We start from the raw sequence: 17811 nt of genomic DNA on the forward strand, positions 1-17811 counted from the left end.
CAATGGCTATCCTTGGACGGTCATACGCATCATCGGCGCGCCTGGCTCGTTCTGCGCCACACGGGGGGTCTCTTCATGAACGCGCTGTTCCGCGCCCGACGACAGTCGCGACTGGGCCATGACGCACCGCATCCGCTGCGTCACTGGTTTGTCAGTGCGACGGCGGTTTTCGTGATCACCGGGTTGTTGGTCGTGGGCGTCTCGCTGCACCGGGCATCATCCAGTGTCGACGCGTTCTACGACCCGCCGAAGTCCGTGCCGCAGAAGCCCGGACGACTGCTGAGCGCCGAGCCGTTCACCAAGGGCATCCCGGACACCGCTCGGGCGTGGCGGATCCTCTACACGACCACCAGGCAGGACGGACGGTCGGCGGTTGCCAGCGGCATCGTGGTCCTCGGCAAGCATGCGCCGGCCGGTCCGCGTCCGGTGCTCGCCTGGGCCCATGGCACGTCCGGCTATGCCCGGCCGTGCGCTCCCAGTCTCTACTCGCAGCCGTGGGGTTCCGGCATACGCGACGAGCTCAGTGCCGTCATCCGGCACCACTGGCTGCTGGTCGCCCCCGATTACACCGGCCTCGGCACATCGGGCTCGCAGCCCTATCTGATCGGCCAGGGGGAGGGGCGCTCCGTGCTGGACGCGGTGCGCGCCGCCCGGCAGCTGCGGCACGTCTCGGTCTCGAAACGCACTGTCCTGTGGGGCCTTTCGCAGGGAGGAGGTGCCGCGCTGTGGACGCGCCAGATCCAGCGCTCCTACGCGCCCGACGTCCCGCTCACCGGGGTGGCGGCCATCGCGCCGACCAGCGACATGCCTGCTCTCGCACGGCATTTCAACTCCATCCCGAAGGGCATGGTCTTCATGGCCTTCGTGCTGAAGGCATACGCAGCGGAGTACGCCGATGTCCGTGTCGCCGACTATGTCGACCCGGCCGGCAACAAGCTCGTCAGAGGTGCTTCGGAGCGCTGCCTGCGCACCGCGGAGACGTATGTCGCCCAGGCGGTGTCGAAGGGCGCGACCGCTCCGCTGCTCAACCGGGAGCCGACCGACGGCGCACTCGGACGCCGGCTGCACGAGAACACCCCGGTCGCCATCGATCCGACGCCGCTGCTGATTGCGCAAGGCGGCGCGGACAAGTTGGTGCCCGCCGGGGTGCAGCGCGCCTACGCGCGGGGGATGTGTGAGCGTGGCCAGCAGCTGGACTACCGGCAATATGCCGGCCGTGGCCACGGCGGGGTTGCGCGCGGCGATTCGCCGCTGCTGCCGCAGCTGATCAGCTGGACCGAGCACCGGCTGGCGGGAGTCCCGGCCGCCGATTCGTGCGCGAAACTGACGTCGGCCGGCTAGCGTCAGCCGTGCGACAGCTCGGCCGCTGCATCGTCGTCGAGCCACCAGATCGTGGCGTCCTGGCCGTGCACGCCGGCGGCGGGCACATCCCAGCGACTCGCGCCGGGCACGTGCGCCGCGGCGACAGCCGATGCCTTTTCGCTGCCGGCGACCAGGAGCCAGACCTGTCGGCTGCGGCCCAAGCACTCGAACGTCAGTGACACCCGGTCCGGCGGCGGCTTGGGGGAGTCGTGCACCGCGATCGCAATGGCGTCCTCGGTGCGCTGCGCAGGATGATGCGGGAAGAGTGACGCGACGTGACCGTCCGGGCCCATGCCCAGCATGACGACGTCGAACATGCCATCTCCCGGCTTCGGCGCGCGGATCGCGTCGGAGTATGCCGCGGCGCTCTCCTCCGCGGACGCAGCGCTGTCCGAGCCGGCGACGCGGTGGATGTGCTCGGCAGGCACCGGCAATGCGGACAGCGCCGCATTGTCGGCCTCGAGGTCGTTGCGGTCACTGTCGCCGGCCGGGACGAAACGCTCGTCGCCCCACCAGAAGTGCACTGCCGACCAGTCGATGCCCTCAGCCCCGGGCAGGGACTGCAAGGACTGCCCGCCCATCGACCCGCCGGTCAGCACAATGTGAGCAACGCCGCGATCCTGTTGCGCCGCAACGATTTCGGTGACCAACTGATCAGAGACATCCTTGCCGAGCTCGTCCTTGGTCGCACGGCGTTCGATCGTCATCATTCATCCTCCTCGCGGTGCCGTCACCGCTTCTTCGCCGGGGACCGCACGTCGGTGACGAGCGGCAGACCCTTGACCAACGCTTGCCGATAGACCTCGTCACCGCCGAGCCGACTGAGCTCCTCGGCGAGTGACTCTGCCGTGCCCGGTCGCGTGAGGTCCAGCAGACGTTCGGGCTGTCCCGGTTGGGTCAGCGTGCCCATCCCGCGGTCCGGGCGCACCAACTCGATCGGTCCCGACGTGCGCTCCATGCGCACAGTGACCAGGCCGGTGCCGGGGGCGGAGCGAGCACGCCGCACCGGGCACTTCAGCCGGACGGCGAGCCAACCCGCCACCAGGTCGGTGCTGGCCGAGTCCGAGGCGCCCGTCACGGTCACCGAGGTGACCTGCTCGTACGGCGGCAGGTCCAGCGCGGCAGCGAGCAACCCGCGCCACCTCGTGGTGCGCGACCACGCCATGTCGGTGTCGCCTCGGGCGTAGTCGGCACGCCTGCGCTGCAACGCTTTTCGCGGGTTCTTCGCAAGGGACGCATCGGTGATGCGCCGCTCGGAGAGCTGCCCGATGGGAGAGGTGGCAACATCCTTCGCCTCACCCGGCCACCAGGCGACGACCGGCGTGTCCGCGGCCAGCAACGGGGTCACGACACTGGCCCCGTGCTTGGTCAGCTCGCCATACATGCGCAGCACGATGATCTCGCTGCCACCGGCGTCGGTGCCGACGCACACCTGTGCGTCGAGCCGACTCGCGCCACGGGCGCTGCCGGAGACCAGGGCGATGATGCGGCTGGGATGCTGGCGCGTGGCGTGGATCGCCGCGTCGATCGCTTCGTCCGCGTCGGCCTCGTCGACCACGATGATCAGGGTCATCACCCGACCGAGCGTCATCGTGCCGCTCTCGTTGCGCAGCTTGACCAGCTGCTTGCTGATGGCCTTCGTCGTCGTGTCGGACAGTTCGTTGATCACGGCAGCCTCCACACACGTCCGTCGCGGGCGAGCAGGTCATCTGCGCTCTGCGGCCCCCAACTGCCCGACTCGTAGCTCTCCGGCACACCCTTGCGTGCCCAGAAGCGTTCGACCGGGTCGAGGATGCGCCAGGACGACTCGACCTCCTCGTGCCGCGGGAACAACGGCGGCTCGCCGAGCAGCACATCCAGGATGAGGCGTTCGTAGGCCTCCGGACTGGACTCGGTGAAGGCACTGCCGTAGCCGAAATCCATTGTCACGTCACGGACTTCCATCGATCCCGCCCCAGGGACCTTGGAACCGAAGCGGATGGTGGTGCCCTCGTCGGGCTGCACCCGGATGACGATGGCGTTCTGTCCGAGCTCCTCGGTGGCCGTGTCGGTGAAGGGCAGGTGCGGTGCGCGCTTGAAGATCACGGCGATCTCGGTGACGCGCTTGCCCAGGCGTTTGCCGGTGCGCAGGTAGAACGGCACTCCGGCCCATCGCCGGGTGCGCACGTCGAGCTTGAGCGCGGCATACGTCTCGGTGGTCGACTCGGGGTCGATGCCGTCCTCGTCGAGGTAGCCGACGACCTTCTCGCTGCCCTGCCAGCCGGCGGTGTAACGCCCGCGCGCCGTCGCTGTCGACAGGTCGTCGGGCAACCGGACGGCGGCCAGCACCTTCTCCTTCTCGGCGCGCAACTCGTTGGCACCGAAGGAATTCGGCTGCTCCATCGCGGTCAGCGCGAGCAACTGCAGCAGGTGGTTCTGTATGACGTCGCGCGCCGCTCCGATGCCGTCGTAGTAACCCGCACGACCTGCGATGCCGATGTCCTCGGCCATCGTGATCTGCACGTGGTCCACGTAGTGGGAGTTCCAGACCGGCTCGAAGAGCTGGTTCGCGAAACGCAGCGCCAGCAGGTTCTGGACGGTCTCCTTGCCGAGGTAGTGGTCGATGCGGAAGATCGCATCGGCCGGAAACACCCGCTCCAGAGTGGCGTTCAGCTCGCGGGCGCTGGTCAGGTCGTGCCCGAACGGCTTCTCGATGACAACGCGGCTCCAGGAGCCGTTGCGTGGTCGCGCCAAGCCGGACCGGTCCAGCTGGGAGCAGACCTGGTCGAAAGCTCCCGGCGGGATCGACAGGTAGAACGCGGTGTTGCCGCCGGTGCCGCGTTCCTCGTCGAGCGCCTGCAGCGTCCGGGACAGCTGGTCGAACGCGTCGTCGTCGTCGAAACTGCCGCGGACGAAACGCAGGCCCTCACAGAAGTTGCGCCAGGTCTCGGCACGGAACGGCGTGCGCGCCCCCGCACGCACGGCCTCCTCGACCACCCGGGCGAATTCCGCGTCATCCCAGTCGCGGCGGGCGAAACCGACCAGCGCGAAACCGGGCGGCAGCAGGCCCCGGTTGGTCAGGTCGTAGATCGCGGGCAGCAGCTTCTTGCGGGCCAGATCGCCGGTCACGCCGAACATCACCAGGGCACACGGACCGGCGATCTGGGGGAGCCGACGGTCGTCGGCCTGCCGCAACGGGTTGCTGCCGCGAGTGACGCGGGCAGGACTCATGGCAGGTCCCGACTACGTCGGGTCCTGCCATTCGACTGAGTTGTTGTTCCTTCGCTGCGCTCACTCATGAGGACGTGACCTCCGCAATCGCCTGCTGCAGTTGTGCCAGGCCGGCCTCGTGATCGGTGAGGTTGAGCCGCAGCACCGGGCGACCGTGCTCGGCCAGCACCTTGGCGTCCCCGCCGGACTGGGAGTCGATGAAGTCACCGAAGGTGAACTCACGTCCCGGGATCGACAGGTCCTGGTTGGCGGCCGTGGTGATCTGCAAGTAGATCCCGTCGGCCGGTCCGCCCTTGTGGTATTGCCCCGTGGAGTGCAGGAAACGCGGCCCGAAGCCGAACGTCACCGGACGAGACAGCTTGCGCGCCAACGGGACTCGCACGTCAGCCAGGGACTGATCGGCGACCCGGTCGACGTAGGCCATCACGGCCAGGTAGCCGTCGTCGGGCAACTGCGCGAACAGCGCCTGCAGTGCCTCGCCGGTCGTGCTCGCGTCGCCGAGGAAGTCCGGTCCGGCGCTGCGCACCTCGATCGCACCATCGGTGTATGCCGGTGCGGCGACCGAGCCGGTGCCGGCATCGAGCAGATCCCGGGCCGCAGCCTTGGCGCTCTCGACGTCGGGCTGGTCGAACGGGTTGATCCCGATCAACCGACCGGCGGTCGCAACCGCGGTCTCCCACAGCAGCATCGCGCCGCCGAGCGAGCCGCCGACGTTGACCACGGCGTCACCGGACGGCTGCGACTCGTCGTCGGCAGCCACCAGCCGCACATAGAGCTCGTCCGAGAGCTGGTCGCCGCTGGGGGAGTCGCCGACGACGACGGGCAGCAGACCCTTGCCGTCCTTGCCGGTGCTCTCGGCGATCAGTTGCTCGGTCCAGTCGCCGAAACCGACGGCGGCGGTGCCGGCGTCGATCAGCACGACCTTGTCCCGGACCGGGCGGGTGCCGCCGAGCGCGGCGCCCAGACGCAAACCCGGGTTGCTCTCGTCGTCGGCGGACAACACGTCGGTCACCGCCGCCGCCTCGTCCAGCAACCGGCCGATGTCTGCGCCGGCCAAGCCGCTGGGCACCAGCCCGAAAGCGGTCAGCGCCGAGTAGCGACCGCCGACACCCGGGTCGGCGTTGAAGACGGCGTAGCCGGACTCGCGGGCCTGCTTGTCCAGCGGGCTCCCGGGATCGGTCACGACCACGATGCGCTCGGCCGGGTCGATCCCGGCGTCCTGGAAGGCCTTCTCGTAGGCACGCCGCTGGGAGTCGGTCTCGACCGTCGAACCGGACTTGGACGAGACCACGATGACGGTCTCCTGCAGCCGGTCCTCCACGGCAGCCCGGACCATGTCCGGTTGCGAGGAGTCCAGGACGGTGAGGGCGACTCCGTCGGACGCACAGATGACCTCCGGCGCGAGCGACGAGCCGCCCATGCCGCAGAGCACGACACGGTCAAGACCCTGCTGCGCGAATTTGGCTCGCAATGCTTCGATCTCGGCGACCATCGGCCGCGAGGACGACGCGAGACCCACCCAGGACAGGCGCTTGCCGGCCTCCGACTCCGCCGCAGGACCCCACAGGGTGGCGTCCTGCGCGAAGAGCTTGCCGGCGAAACCGTCGGACACCAGCTGCGGGACGTGGGCGGCGATGGCATCCGCCGCCCCGCCGACAGCGGTCACGACAAGCCCGGTCACGCCGACGCTCCGGCCTTGTCCAGCTCGCTCTTGATCGAGCCGAGCAACTCCTCCCAGGACTTGTCGAACTTGCTCAACCCCTCGTCCTCGAGCAGCTGCACCACCTCGTTGTAGGAGATGCCCAGCTTCTCCAGCGCGTCGAGCACGGCGGCCGCGTCGGCGTAGTTGCCGGTGACCTGGTCGCCCTGCACGCCACCGTTATCGGCAAGCGCATCAAGGGTTTTCGGCGGCATGGTGTTGACCGTGTCCTTCACCGCGAGGTCCACGACATACATGGTGTCGGGGTATGCCGGGTCCTTGACGCCGGTGGACGCCCACAGCGGGCGCTGCAGGTGCGCGCCGGCGTCCGCCAGGCTCTGCCAGCGCGGGGTGCTGAAGACTTCCTCGAACGCCTGGTAGGCGAGCCGGGCGTTGGCGACACCCGCCTTGCCCTTGAGCGCCGTGGCCTCCTCGCTGCCGATCGCGTCCAGGCGCTTGTCGATCTCGGAGTCGACCCGGGAGACGAAGAACGATGCGACCGAGCGGATCTGCGACAGGTCCTTGCCGGCCTCCTTCGCCTGCTCGAGGCCGGTGAGGAAGGCGTTCATCACACCGCGGTAGCGCTCCAGCGAGAAGATCAGCGTGATGTTGACGTTGATGCCCTCGGCGGTCGCGGCGGCGATCGCCGGCAGGCCCTCGGCGGTCGCCGGGATCTTGATCATCACGTTGGGGCGGTCGACCTTGGCCCACAGCTGCTTCGCCTGGGCGATGGTGCCCTCGGTGTCACGGGCCAGACCCGGCTCCACCTCGATGGACACGCGGCCGTCGCGACCGTCGGTCGCGTCGTAGACCGGGCGCAGCACGTCACACGCGGTGCGAACGTCCTCGGTGGTGATCTCGAAGACGGCGTCGTTGACGGAGGTGCCCGCCGACGCGAGCTGCGCCACCTGATCGTTGTATGCCGAGCCGTCCGACAGCGCGGACGCGAAGATCGTCGGGTTGGTCGTGACGCCGACGACGTTCTTGTCCTCGGCGAGCTTCGCCAGGTCGCCGTCGGCGATCAGCGCGCGGCTCAGGTCGTCCAGCCAGATCGAGACGCCGAGGTCACTCAGTGCCTGTGTGTTCGTGTTTGCCATCTTCAGTTGCCTCCTGTAGCTGCCTGAACGGACTCCTGCGCCGCGGACACCACGGCGTCCACGGTGAAGCCGAATTTCTCCATCAGCTCGGCGCCGTCGGCGCTGGCGCCGAAGTGGTCGATGCCGACCATCCGTCCGGCGTCGCCGACGATGTCGCGCCAGCCGAACGTGGTCGCGGCCTCGATGCTGACTCGCGCCTTCACTGATGCCGGGAGCACTTGCTCGCGGTAGGTGGCGTCCTGGGCCGCGAACCACTCGCGGCTCGGCATGGACACCACACGAGCTTCAACGTTCTTTTCGCCCAAAGCCTTCCGGGCCTCCAGCGCGAGGCTGACCTCCGAACCCGTCGCCACCAGGATGACGTCCGGTGTGCCGTCGGTGTCGGCCAGGACGTAGGCGCCACGCGCAACGCCTTCGGCCGAGGCGTATTCGGTGCGGTCCAGCGTCGGCAGCGCCTGCCGCGACAGGATGAGTCCGGCGGGGCGGTCGGTGTGCTCCAGGATGGTGCGCCATGCGACGGCGGTCTCGTTGGCGTCCGCAGGCCGCACGACGTCCAGGTCCGGTATGGCGCGCAGCGCCGCCAGGTGCTCGATCGGCTGGTGCGTCGGGCCGTCCTCACCGAGACCGATCGAGTCGTGCGTCCACACGAACGTGACCGGGATGCGCTGGATGGCAGCTAGCCGGACGGCCGGGCGCATGTAGTCGGAGAAGACCAGGAAGGTGCCGCCGTAGGGGCGGGTCAGGCCTTCGAGCGCGATGCCGTTGAGCGCCATACCCATGGCGTTCTCCCGGATGCCGAAGTGCAGCGTGCGGCCGTAGGGACCGCCCTTCCACTCGTCGGTCTGCCACTCCTCGGGCACGAAGCTCGGCTCGCCGTCCATCGTGGTGTTGTTGGAGCCGGCCAGGTCGGCCGAGCCGCCCCACAGCTCCGGCAGCACCGGCGCGAGTGCGGTGAGGACCTTGCCGGACGCGGCGCGGGTGGCGATGCCCTTGGCGTCGGCCTCGAAGGTGGGGATCGCGGCTGCGAAGTCTGCGGGCAGCTCTCGCCCGACGAGGCGGTCCAGCAGCTTCGCGCCGTCGGGGTTGGCGTCGCGCCAGGCGTTGTATGCCTTGTCCCACTCGGCGTGCGCCTGCTGCCCGCGGTCCTTGACCTTGCGGGTGTGCTCGATGACCTCGTCCTCGACCTGGAAGCTCTTGTCCGGGTCGAAGCGGAGGAGCTTCTTGGTGCCGGCGACCTCGTCATCGCCGAGCGCGCTGCCGTGTGCCTTGCCGGTGCCCTGCTTGGTCGGTGCCGGCCAGGCCAGGATGGTGCGCAGGCAGATCATCGACGGCTTGTCGGTGACCGACTTGGCCTGCTCGATCGCGGCCAGCAGGTCGTCGACGTTCTCGGTGTAGCTGTCGCGGTCGCTGTCCGGCTTGGCGCCCGGGCGCCAGTCGACGGTCTGCACGTGCCAGCCGTATGCCGCGTAGCGTCCTGCGACGTCCTCGGTGAACGACACGTCGGTGTCGTCCTCGATGGAGATCTGGTTCTGGTCGTAGAAGGCGATGAGGTTGCCCAGCTGCTGGTGACCGGCGAGCGAAGCTGCCTCTGCCGAAACGCCTTCCATCAGGTCACCGTCGGACGCGATGACCCAGACGTGGTGGTCGAACGGGCTCTCGCCGGGGGCCGCGTCCGGGTCGAGCAGGCCGCGCTGGCGGCGCTGCGCCATCGCCATACCGGTCGCGGAGGCGATGCCGGAGCCGAGCGGTCCGGTGGTGATGTCGACGCCGTCGGTGTGGCCGTACTCCGGGTGCCCGGGGGTGAGCGACTCCCAGGTGCGCAGTGCCTCGAGGTCGGCCAGCTCCAGCCCGTAACCGGACAGGTAGAGCTGGATGTACTGGGTGAGGCTGGAGTGTCCGCACGACAGCACGAAACGGTCCCGGCCGATCCAGTGCGGATCACTGGGGTCGATGCGCATGACGTTCTGGTAGAGCAGATAGGCCAGCGGGGCGAGGCTCATCGCGGTGCCCGGGTGGCCGTTGCCCTTCTTCTGCACGGCGTCGGCGGCGAGCACCCGGACGGTGTCGACCGCGCGGACGTCGACCGGGGTCCAGCCGGCGTTCGTGGCGATCGGGTCCGCGAGCGAGGAGTCGCGGCGTCCTGAGGTGGCTGTGGTGTCCTGGGTCACGGCAGATTACTCCCACGGATTGAACGAACATTGGCGTACTTTCCCGACCGAGCCTAGCCCCGGCACCCACACGACGGGCAACGTCCTTCGGCGGGATAGACTGCGAAGCGTCCAGGTGGTGACGTGCCCACCGGACACCAACCCCCACAGGCAACGGAAGTGACGAGAGTGACTGCGATCGAGCCGCGCTCCGCGGACGGCCAGGCCGCCACCGACCGCTCTCCGGGTGATGCTCCTCGCCGATCGTTCGGTGCCGTCGCGCGCGACTACCTCGCGCTGACCAAGCCACGCATCATCGAGCTACTGCTCGTCACGACGTTCCCGGTGATGTTCCTCGCCGATCGCGGGGTCCCGTCGGCGTGGCTCATCCTGGCCACCCTGATCGGCGGCTCGCTGTCGGCCGGCTCCGCGAACTCGCTCAACTGCTATCTCGACCGCGACATCGACCGGCTGATGCACCGCACCGAGGGCCGCCCACTGGCGACCGGTGCGATCACTCCGCGTGCCGGCCTGATCTTCGGCGTGACGCTCGGAGTCATCTCGGTGCTGTGGCTCGGACTCCTGGTCAACTGGCTGTCGGCGGCGTTGTCGTTCGGGGCCATCGTGCTCTACGTCGGCTTCTACACCCTGCTGCTGAAGCGGCGGACGTCGCAGAACATCGTGTGGGGCGGCATCGCCGGCTGTATGCCGACCCTGATCGGCTGGTCCGCGGTCACGGGCTCGCTGAGCTGGTCCGCGCTGATCCTCTTCCTGGTGGTGTTCTTCTGGACGCCGCCGCACTACTGGCCGTTGTCGATGCGCTTCCGTGACGACTACGCCAACGCCGGCGTGCCGATGCTGCCGGTGGTCGCCGAGGACGTCGCGGTGGCCAAGCAGATCGTCGCCTACACCTGGGTGACCGTGCTGTCCACGCTCGCGCTGGTGCCGGTCGGCGACATGGGCGTGATCTACACCGTCATCGCGCTCGTCTCCGGTGTGGTCTTCCTGCGCGAGGCGCACGTGCTGCTGCATCGGGCGCGCACCGGCGCGTCATACAAGGTGCTGAAGCCGATGCGGTTGTTCCACTACTCGATCAGCTACCTGACGCTCGTCTTCGTCGGCGTCGCGGTCGACCCGCTGGTGCACATCGTCTTCTGACCTGTCCGCTTGGCCCGCGCGGCCGCGTTGCCGGCCCGGCGCCGCTCAGCGTTCGCGCAGGCTGAGGACCGCCCAGGTCGTGGCGACGACCAGCAGGCTGGCCAGGATCATGTGGATCTCCACCAGGCCGGCAGGGACCTCCAGGAAGTACTGCGTGTAGCCGACGATGCCCTGCAGCACGATCACGCCGAGCACCCAGCCCCAGGCCCGTGGTGCCCTGGTATGACGGGCGACCAGCAGCGTCGCGACGAGCATGGCCACGACGAGCCCGGTCAGCAACATGACGGTGTCGGCGTGCAGCCAGGCGACGGTGCGCACGTCGATGCCCAGCCGAGCCGGGTGCTCCGCGTCGTCACCGGAATGCGGTCCGGCGCCGGTGACCAGGGTGCCGAGGAACAACACCACCGCGACGACGACAGCGGTCAGTGCGGCGAGCCAGCGCACCTCGCGCGGCACCAGCGAGCGTGGTGCGGCGTCGGTCTCCCGCGACCGGTAGACCAGCCAGGCCGAGGCAGCGACCAGCACCATCGAGGCGAGGAAGTGCCCGGCGACGATCGCGGGGTTCAGCCCGGTGCGCACCGAGATGCCGCCGACGACGGCCTGCACCGCGATGCCGAAGAGGATCCACGCGACCGGCGGCCAGAGGCCACGCCGGCCGGATCCCTTGCGCTGGTCGACGATGAGTGCGACGAGCAGTGCCACTGCGACGATGCTGACGACGCTGGTCATCGTGCGGTTGCCGAACTCGATGTATTTGTGCCAGGACTGCTCCTGGTGCTCGACCGGTGTGAGCGAACCGGGCACGCACTGCGGCCAGTCCGGGCAGCCCAGACCGCTAGCCGTCAGGCGGACCAGCCCGCCGGTCGCGACGATCAGCACCTCGACGACGAGGTTGAGCCAGAAGAGTCGGCGCAGCCACTCGGCGAGCGAGCTCCCCGACGGCGCGGGCGGCAGCGGCGACCAGGTCCCGCGGGTCCCCTCGGAGTCGGTGCGCGGTGCGGAGTCGGTGATCATCGGTCGTCCCATCGGAAGGTGGCGGCTGTGGCTGCGGTCGCGGCGGCTCCCCACAGGAGTAACACCAGCACCGGCTCGAGCAGCGAGTCGAACTGGCCGGTCATGGCGTCACGGAGGCCGTCACCCAGTGATCCGGACGGAAGCAGACGGATGATCGTGCCCACGGCGTCCGGGAACTGCTGGGTCGGCAGCAACAGGCCACCGACCCCCGCGAAGAGCACCCACAGCAGGTTGGCGACGGCGAGCACGGCCTCGGCCCGCAGCACGCCGGAGATCAGCAACGCGAGCGCGACCCAGGTCCACGTGCCGAGCAGCATGATCAGCAGCCCGACCAGCAGGCCCGGCACGTCGGGCTGCCAGCCGAAGCACGCACCGAGGATGCCCAGGACGACGGTCTGCAGCGCGACGACCGCGACGACGGCGATGGCCTTGCCGGCCAGCAGGCCGGAGCGGCCGAGTGGGGTGACTCCGAGCAGACGCAGCACGCCATACCTGCGGTCGAAGCCGGTGGATATGGCCTGCCCGGTGAACGCCGTGGACACCACGGCGAGCGCCAGGACACTGGGCACCACGATGTCGATGCGGCGCCCGGGACCGAGGTCGGGGGCGGTGCCGATCGCGAGCGCGACGAGAGCGATGGCCGGCAGCAGGAGCGAGACCAGCAGTTGCTCGCCGTTGGACAGCAGCGTGCGGACCTCGAAGCCCGCCTGGCTCCGCGCGCGCAGGGCGGGTGAGGTCATGTCGTCGTCTTCTTCGGGGATTTCTTCGGGGACGTCGACTTCGGGGTCGCCCGCGTCAACGAGAAGTAGGTGTCTTCGAGTCCGCCGGGCCCGCTGACCTCGGCGACGGTTCCCTCGGCCGCCACCGTCCCGGCGGCGACGATGATCACGCGGTCGGCGAGTCGGTCCGCCTCCTCGAAGGAGTGTGTGGTCACCACGACGCAGCAACCGCGGTCGCGGGTGCGTCGGACCAGGTCCCAGACGTCGAGGCGAGCATGCGGATCCAGCCCAGCGCTCGGCTCGTCGAGGAAGACCACCTCGGGCCGGCCGATCAGTGCGGCCGCGAGTGCCACGCGCTGCCGTTGCCCGCCGGAGAGGCGGCGCACGGACGTGCCGCCGAACTCGTTGATCCCGAGTTCGTCCACCAGGGCGGGGAATTCGTCGGTCGCGTCATACAGCCTGGCGATGTGCTGCAGGAGTCGCAGCGGCTTGACCGAGCCGGGCAGGCCGCCGTCCTGCAGCATCACGCCGACGCGACTGCGGTGTGCGGCCCCGGCGCCCCAGGGGTCGGTGCCCAGCACACGGATGGTGCCGGACTCCGGGCGGCGCAGGCCCTCGGCCATCTCCATGACGGAGGTCTTGCCGGCGCCGTTGGGTCCGAGGACACAGGTGATCGCGCCCTCCGGGGCCTGCCAGCTCATCTCGTCGAGGGCAAGCTTGCTTCCGTAGTGGTGCGTCACGCGGTCGACGACGACCTGCGGAACGGAAACACTCACGACGGACGAGTGTAGGTCGTGAAGCTGGTGCCACTTCCGCTGGCCTGTGGCGGGCGAAGTCACGAGGTAATCGCCAGGTTAGGCAAGCCTGGCTGGAAGAGGCACAGGTAATTACGTCACACTGATGTTGTGTTTTTCCCGGCCGGTGAGACCGGCACGCGTGAGCGCGTGCTGCGAACGATCTCCGAGCAAGGCCCCGTGACAGCGGCCGAGCTCGCGGATTCGCTTGGCCTCACACCGGCTGCGGTGCGCCGCCACCTGGATTGCCTGGCGCAGTACGAGCTGGTCGACGAGCACCAGCCGACCGGCGTGACCGAGCGCAAGCGTGGCCGTCCTGCGCGGGCCTTCGTGCTGTCGCCGGCAGGACATGCGCGGTTGCGCGGTGACTACGACTCGCTCGCCGGGTCCGTGTTGCGCTTCCTGCGCGAGAATGCCGGCGAGGAGGCCGTCACCGAGTTCGCCCGGCGGCAGGCCGAGGCGATTGCCGAGCAGGCGGCTCCAGTTGTGGAGTCGGCCGGCCGCGACATCGACGACCGCACCCAGGCGCTCGCCGAGGCATTGACCGATCAGGGTTTCGCGGCGACAACCCGCCCTGTCGGGAATGACACACCGTTGGCGGGGGTTCAACTGTGTCAGGGACATTGCCCTGTGCAGCACGTCGCCACGGAGTTTCCCCAGTTCTGCGAGGAAGAAGCAAAGGCGTTCTCCCGGACACTCGGTGTCCACGTCCAGCGGCTGTCCTCGCTCGCACACGGCGACCACGTGTGCACCACGTTCGTTCCTACCCCGAATTCGTCAGCGACAGAAAGGGATTCGTGATGAGCACTATCGAGGAGCTCAACCCGGGACTGAAGGGCATCGGCCACTATGAATACGGCTGGGCCGACAGTGACGCCGCGGGTGCGAGCGCCCGACGCGGGCTCTCGCCCGAGGTCGTCGCCGACATCTCGAAGCGCAAGAACGAGCCCGACTGGATGCTGCAGCGTCGGATGAAGGCACTCAAGCTCTTCGACAAGAAGCCGATGCCCTGGTGGGGTTCGGACCTGAGCGGGATCGACTTCCAGAACATCAAGTACTTCGTGAAGTCGACCGAGCAGCAGGCCGAGACCTGGGAGGACCTGCCGGAGGACATCCGCAACACCTACGACCGGCTCGGCATCCCGGAGGCCGAGAAGCAGCGCCTGGTTGCCGGCGTCACCGCGCAGTACGAGTCCGAGGTCGTCTACCACCAGATCCGTGAGGACCTGGAGGCGCAGGGCGTCATCTTCGTCGACACCGACACCGGCCTGCGCGAGCACGAGGACATCTTCAAGGAGTACTTCGGCTCGGTCATCCCTGCCGGTGACAACAAGTTCGCCTCGCTCAACACCGCGGTGTGGTCGGGCGGCTCGTTCGTCTACGTCCCCAAGGGCGTCCACGTGGAGATCCCGCTGCAGGCCTACTTCCGGATCAACACCGAGAACATGGGCCAGTTCGAGCGGACCCTGATCATCGCCGAGGAGGGCTCCTCGGTGCACTACGTGGAGGGCTGCACGGCGCCGATCTACACCACCGCCTCGCTGCACAGCGCGGTCGTGGAGATCATCGTCAAGAAGAACGCGCGTGTTCGCTACACGACGATCCAGAACTGGTCCAACAACGTCTACAACCTGGTGACCAAGCGCACCATGGTTGAAGAGGGCGGCACCATGGAGTGGGTCGACGGCAACATCGGCTCCAAGGTGACGATGAAGTACCCCGCCTGCTTCCTGATGGGTGAGCACGCCAAGGGCGAGACCCTGTCCATCGCCTTCGCGGGTGAGGACCAGCACCAGGACGCGGGCGCCAAGATGGTGCACGCCGCCCCCAACACCAGCTCGACCATCGTCTCCAAGTCGGTGGCGCGCGGCGGCGGCCGCACGTCATACCGCGGCTTGGTGCAGGTGCTCGAGGGCGCCGAGCACTCCAAGAGCTCGGTGGTCTGTGACGCGCTGCTGGTCGACCAGATCAGCCGCTCGGACACCTACCCGTATGTCGACGTGCGTGAGGACGACGTCCAAATGGGTCACGAGGCAACGGTTTCCAAGGTCAGCGAGGACCAGATGTTCTATCTGATGTCCCGTGGCCTGACCGAGGAGGAAGCCATGGCGACCATCGTCCGCGGCTTCGTCGAGCCGATCGCGCGTGAGCTCCCGATGGAGTACGCCCTCGAGCTCAACCGGCTGATCGAGCTGCAGATGGAAGGCGCAGTCGGCTAGCACTGCTCCGACGACAGCGCTCCCACAAGCTCATTCCTGGAAGGAACAATTGACCCCCCGATGTCCCTGTTGACACCTGATGCGAAAACCCATGTCGACCCTGCCGCGCAGGCCTCGACACCGGAGAAGTCACGCGCCGAGCGCACGACGTCCTTCGACGTCGCCGACTTCCCGGTGCCGCACGGTCGCGAGGAGGACTGGCGCTTCACGCCGGTCGACCGACTGACCGGCCTGCTGGCCGAAGAACCGACCCAGGAGGGCGCGGTCACCGTGACCGTGTCCGACGAGTCCGTCGTCGGCGAGCCGCTGGCAGCCGGCGAAGGCGTCCGCGGCACCGCGCTGAAGCCGGGTGACCGTGCGTCGGTGCTGGCGCACACCGGCAGCGCCAAGGCACTGCACCTCAAGCTCGCCGCCGACACCGAGTACGACGAGCCGGTGCGCGTGCAGGTGCACGGCGCGACCGGCAAGCGGTCCAACGGGCACGTTGTGGTCGAGGCGGGAGCGAACGCCAAGGGCTTGGTGATCCTGGAGCACACCGGATCCGGTGAGCACACGGCCAACGTCGAGGTCGTCGTCGGCGACGGCGCGAACCTGACCGTCGTCAGCGTGCAGCAGTGGGACGACGACGCGCTGCACCTCGCCCAGCACGAAGCGCTGGTCGGTCGCGACGCGCACTACCGGCACATTGCGGTCACCCTGGGTGGCGCGATCGTGCGGATCAACTCCAACGTCAAGTACGACGGTCCCGGCGGCGACGCGACGTTGCTCGGCGTCTACTTCGCCGACGCCGGACAGCACCTGGAGCACCGGACCTTCATCGACCACAACGCGCCGCACACCAACTCGCTGGTCACCTACAAGGGTGCGCTGCAAGGCGATTCGGCGCACTCGGTGTGGGTGGGCGACGTCTTGATCCGCGCCGAGGCGGAAGGCATCGAGACCTACGAGCTGAACCGCAACCTGGTGCTCACCGACGGCGCGCGCGCCGACTCGGTGCCCAACCTGGAGATCGAGACCGGTGAGATCGCCGGTGCCGGTCACGCGAGCTCGACCGGACGCTTCGACGACGAGCAGTTGTTCTACCTGCAGGCCCGCGGCATACCCGAGCACGAGGCCCGTCGCCTCGTGGTGCGCGGGTTCTTCGCCGACGTCGTCAACAAGATCGGTGTCCCCGCGGTGGTCGACCCGTTGATGGACGCGATCGACGAGGAACTGGCCAGGGGCGCCAACGTATGAGCCAACCCGAGCAGGTGGCTGACGACGACTTCGTTCGCGTCTGCGCCTTGGACGAACTCCCCAAGGGCGAGCCCGCTCTGGCCGAGATCAACGGTGTCCGGGTCGCGATGGTGCTCGACGTCGAAGGTGTCGTGCACGCGGTCAACGACACCTGCAGCCACGCCAACGTCTCGCTGTCCGAAGGCGAAGTCGACGGCTGCACCATCGAGTGCTGGCTGCACGGCTCACGCTTCGACCTCAACACCGGAGTGCCCACCGGCCCGCCGGCGACCGTGCCCATTGCCGTCTACCCCGTACGCATCGAGGACGGTGACGTCTACGTCTCCGTTCCCGCGAGCTGATAAGAAAGAGCTGAAAATACATGTCAACGCTTGAGATTCGCGACCTGCACGTGTCCGTCGAGACCGACAAGGGCGCCAAGGAGATCCTCAAGGGCGTCAACCTGACCGTGAAGTCGGGGGAGACCCACGCGATCATGGGCCCGAACGGCTCGGGCAAGTCGACCCTGGCCTACAGCGTCGCCGGTCACCCCAAGTACATCGTGACCAGCGGCACCGTCACCCTCGACGGTGAGGACGTGCTGGCGATGAAGGTCGACGAGCGCGCCCGCGCAGGTCTCTTCCTGGCCATGCAGTACCCCGTCGAGGTGCCGGGTGTGACGGTCTCCAACTTCCTGCGGACCGCCAAGACGGCCCTGGACGGCGAGGCACCGAAGCTGCGCCACTGGGTCAAGGACGTGAAGCAGTCGATGACCGCCCTGCGCATGGACGACGGGTTCGCCGAGCGCGGTGTCAACGAGGGCTTCTCCGGTGGTGAGAAGAAGCGTCACGAGATCCTGCAGCTGGAGCTGCTGAAGCCGAAGATGGCGATCCTCGACGAGACCGACTCGGGTCTGGACGTCGACGCGCTGCGGATCGTGTCCGAGGGCGTCAACCGCGCCAAGGACTCCAGCGACCTCGGCATCATGCTGATCACCCACTACACGCGGATCCTGCGCTACATCAAGCCCGACTTCGTGCACGTCTTCGTCAACGGCCGGGTCGCCGAGGAGGGTGGCCCGGAGCTGGCCGACCGTCTCGAGGCCGAGGGCTACGACCGCTTCCTCGCCCCGGCTTCGGCCTGAGCGAGGCGAGCGGCTCACGGATCGGCATACAGG

16 protein-coding genes are annotated in these 17811 nt (G+C 68.4%); 7 read left to right on the forward strand and 9 right to left on the reverse strand.

Going from position 1 to position 17811, the window contains the following annotated elements:
* Positions 1–75 precede the first annotated feature (75 nt).
* Positions 76–1341 carry a lipase family protein gene (locus tag ACSZL9_RS00805; RefSeq protein WP_446663556.1) on the forward strand — a complete coding sequence of 422 codons (1266 nt, stop codon included), beginning with the start codon at positions 76–78 and terminating at the stop codon, positions 1339–1341.
* A gap of 2 nt (positions 1342–1343) precedes the next feature.
* Here the strand turns inward: ACSZL9_RS00805 and pgl are convergent, their stop codons facing one another.
* The 6 genes from pgl to tkt all read right to left on the reverse strand — a co-directional run bounded on the left by pgl (position 1344) and on the right by tkt (position 9536).
* Positions 1344–2072: a 6-phosphogluconolactonase gene (gene pgl, locus ACSZL9_RS00810; protein WP_446663557.1), complete on the reverse strand. Its 729-nt coding sequence runs from the start codon at positions 2070–2072 to the stop codon at positions 1344–1346.
* 20 nt (positions 2073–2092) lie between these two features.
* On the reverse strand, positions 2093–3031 hold the full coding sequence (locus tag ACSZL9_RS00815; protein WP_446663558.1) for a glucose-6-phosphate dehydrogenase assembly protein OpcA: 939 nt from the start codon (positions 3029–3031) through the stop codon (positions 2093–2095).
* The gene (gene zwf, locus ACSZL9_RS00820) at positions 3028–4572 is read right to left on the reverse strand and encodes a glucose-6-phosphate dehydrogenase (RefSeq protein WP_446663559.1); all 1545 of its coding nucleotides are present in this window, start codon (positions 4570–4572) and stop codon (positions 3028–3030) included. Before zwf ends, ACSZL9_RS00815 begins: the two co-directional genes overlap by 4 nt.
* Before the next feature lie 64 nt (positions 4573–4636).
* Complete coding sequence (locus ACSZL9_RS00825) at positions 4637–6253, reverse strand: glucose-6-phosphate isomerase (RefSeq protein WP_446663560.1); 1617 nt, start codon at positions 6251–6253, stop codon at positions 4637–4639.
* Positions 6250–7368, reverse strand: a complete 1119-nt coding sequence (gene tal, locus ACSZL9_RS00830) for a transaldolase (RefSeq protein ID WP_446663561.1) — start codon at positions 7366–7368, stop codon at positions 6250–6252. The genes ACSZL9_RS00825 and tal overlap by 4 nt, the downstream gene beginning before the upstream one ends.
* 2 nt (positions 7369–7370) lie before the next feature.
* Positions 7371–9536 carry a transketolase gene (gene tkt / locus ACSZL9_RS00835; protein ID WP_446663562.1) on the reverse strand — a complete coding sequence of 722 codons (2166 nt, stop codon included), beginning with the start codon at positions 9534–9536 and terminating at the stop codon, positions 7371–7373.
* Positions 9537–9704: 168 nt separating this feature from the next.
* On the opposite strand from tkt, the gene ACSZL9_RS00840 reads away from it, so the two are divergent.
* The gene (locus tag ACSZL9_RS00840; RefSeq protein WP_446665090.1) at positions 9705–10673 is read left to right on the forward strand and encodes a heme o synthase; all 969 of its coding nucleotides are present in this window, start codon (positions 9705–9707) and stop codon (positions 10671–10673) included.
* A gap of 45 nt (positions 10674–10718) precedes the next feature.
* On the opposite strand, the gene ACSZL9_RS00845 is transcribed toward ACSZL9_RS00840, so the two are convergent.
* From ACSZL9_RS00845 to ACSZL9_RS00855, 3 genes are read right to left on the reverse strand one after another with little or no spacing between them, the layout of a single operon-like run.
* Entirely contained in the window at positions 10719–11687 is a 969-nt protein-coding gene (locus ACSZL9_RS00845; RefSeq protein WP_446663563.1) for a COX15/CtaA family protein, read from the reverse strand.
* Entirely contained in the window at positions 11684–12427 is a 744-nt protein-coding gene (locus ACSZL9_RS00850) for an ABC transporter permease (RefSeq protein ID WP_446663564.1), read from the reverse strand. Before ACSZL9_RS00850 ends, ACSZL9_RS00845 begins: the two co-directional genes overlap by 4 nt.
* A complete protein-coding gene (locus tag ACSZL9_RS00855; protein WP_446665091.1) occupies positions 12424–13107 on the reverse strand; it encodes an ABC transporter ATP-binding protein in 684 nt (227 codons plus the stop codon). The genes ACSZL9_RS00850 and ACSZL9_RS00855 overlap by 4 nt, the downstream gene beginning before the upstream one ends.
* A 204-nt stretch (positions 13108–13311) precedes the next feature.
* Here ACSZL9_RS00855 and ACSZL9_RS00860 point away from each other — a divergent pair, with 204 nt between their 5' ends.
* The 5 genes from ACSZL9_RS00860 to sufC are packed head-to-tail and all read left to right on the forward strand — an operon-like array spanning position 13312 to position 17778.
* The gene (locus ACSZL9_RS00860) at positions 13312–14001 is read left to right on the forward strand and encodes a helix-turn-helix transcriptional regulator (protein ID WP_446663565.1); all 690 of its coding nucleotides are present in this window, start codon (positions 13312–13314) and stop codon (positions 13999–14001) included.
* On the forward strand, positions 14001–15419 hold the full coding sequence (gene sufB / locus ACSZL9_RS00865) for a Fe-S cluster assembly protein SufB (RefSeq protein ID WP_446663566.1): 1419 nt from the start codon (positions 14001–14003) through the stop codon (positions 15417–15419). Before ACSZL9_RS00860 ends, sufB begins: the two co-directional genes overlap by 1 nt.
* A gap of 60 nt (positions 15420–15479) precedes the next feature.
* A complete protein-coding gene (gene sufD, locus ACSZL9_RS00870; RefSeq protein ID WP_446663567.1) occupies positions 15480–16655 on the forward strand; it encodes a Fe-S cluster assembly protein SufD in 1176 nt (391 codons plus the stop codon).
* A complete protein-coding gene (locus ACSZL9_RS00875) occupies positions 16652–16996 on the forward strand; it encodes a non-heme iron oxygenase ferredoxin subunit (RefSeq protein ID WP_446663568.1) in 345 nt (114 codons plus the stop codon). Before sufD ends, ACSZL9_RS00875 begins: the two co-directional genes overlap by 4 nt.
* A gap of 20 nt (positions 16997–17016) precedes the next feature.
* On the forward strand, positions 17017–17778 hold the full coding sequence (gene sufC, locus ACSZL9_RS00880; RefSeq protein WP_446663569.1) for a Fe-S cluster assembly ATPase SufC: 762 nt from the start codon (positions 17017–17019) through the stop codon (positions 17776–17778).
* Positions 17779–17811: the final 33 nt, after the last annotated feature.

This window comes from Flexivirga sp. B27 (genome assembly GCF_052905685.1).

Bases quoted from the DNA above. Each gene is read 5' to 3' on its own strand.
- ACSZL9_RS00805 (WP_446663556.1), top strand. From the start codon at position 76: ATGAACGCGCTGTTCCGCGCCCGACGACAGTCGCGACTGGGCCATGAC.
- pgl (WP_446663557.1), bottom strand. From the start codon at position 2,072: ATGATGACGATCGAACGCCGTGCGACCAAGGACGAGCTCGGCAAGGAT.
- zwf (WP_446663559.1), bottom strand. From the start codon at position 4,572: ATGAGTCCTGCCCGCGTCACTCGCGGCAGCAACCCGTTGCGGCAGGCC.
- tal (WP_446663561.1), bottom strand. From the start codon at position 7,368: ATGGCAAACACGAACACACAGGCACTGAGTGACCTCGGCGTCTCGATC.
- ACSZL9_RS00845 (WP_446663563.1), bottom strand. From the start codon at position 11,687: ATGATCACCGACTCCGCACCGCGCACCGACTCCGAGGGGACCCGCGGG.
- ACSZL9_RS00850 (WP_446663564.1), bottom strand. From the start codon at position 12,427: ATGACCTCACCCGCCCTGCGCGCGCGGAGCCAGGCGGGCTTCGAGGTC.
- ACSZL9_RS00855 (WP_446665091.1), bottom strand. From the start codon at position 13,107: ATGAGCTGGCAGGCCCCGGAGGGCGCGATCACCTGTGTCCTCGGACCC.
- sufB (WP_446663566.1), top strand. From the start codon at position 14,001: ATGAGCACTATCGAGGAGCTCAACCCGGGACTGAAGGGCATCGGCCAC.
- sufD (WP_446663567.1), top strand. From the start codon at position 15,480: ATGTCCCTGTTGACACCTGATGCGAAAACCCATGTCGACCCTGCCGCG.
- ACSZL9_RS00875 (WP_446663568.1), top strand. From the start codon at position 16,652: ATGAGCCAACCCGAGCAGGTGGCTGACGACGACTTCGTTCGCGTCTGC.
- sufC (WP_446663569.1), top strand. From the start codon at position 17,017: ATGTCAACGCTTGAGATTCGCGACCTGCACGTGTCCGTCGAGACCGAC.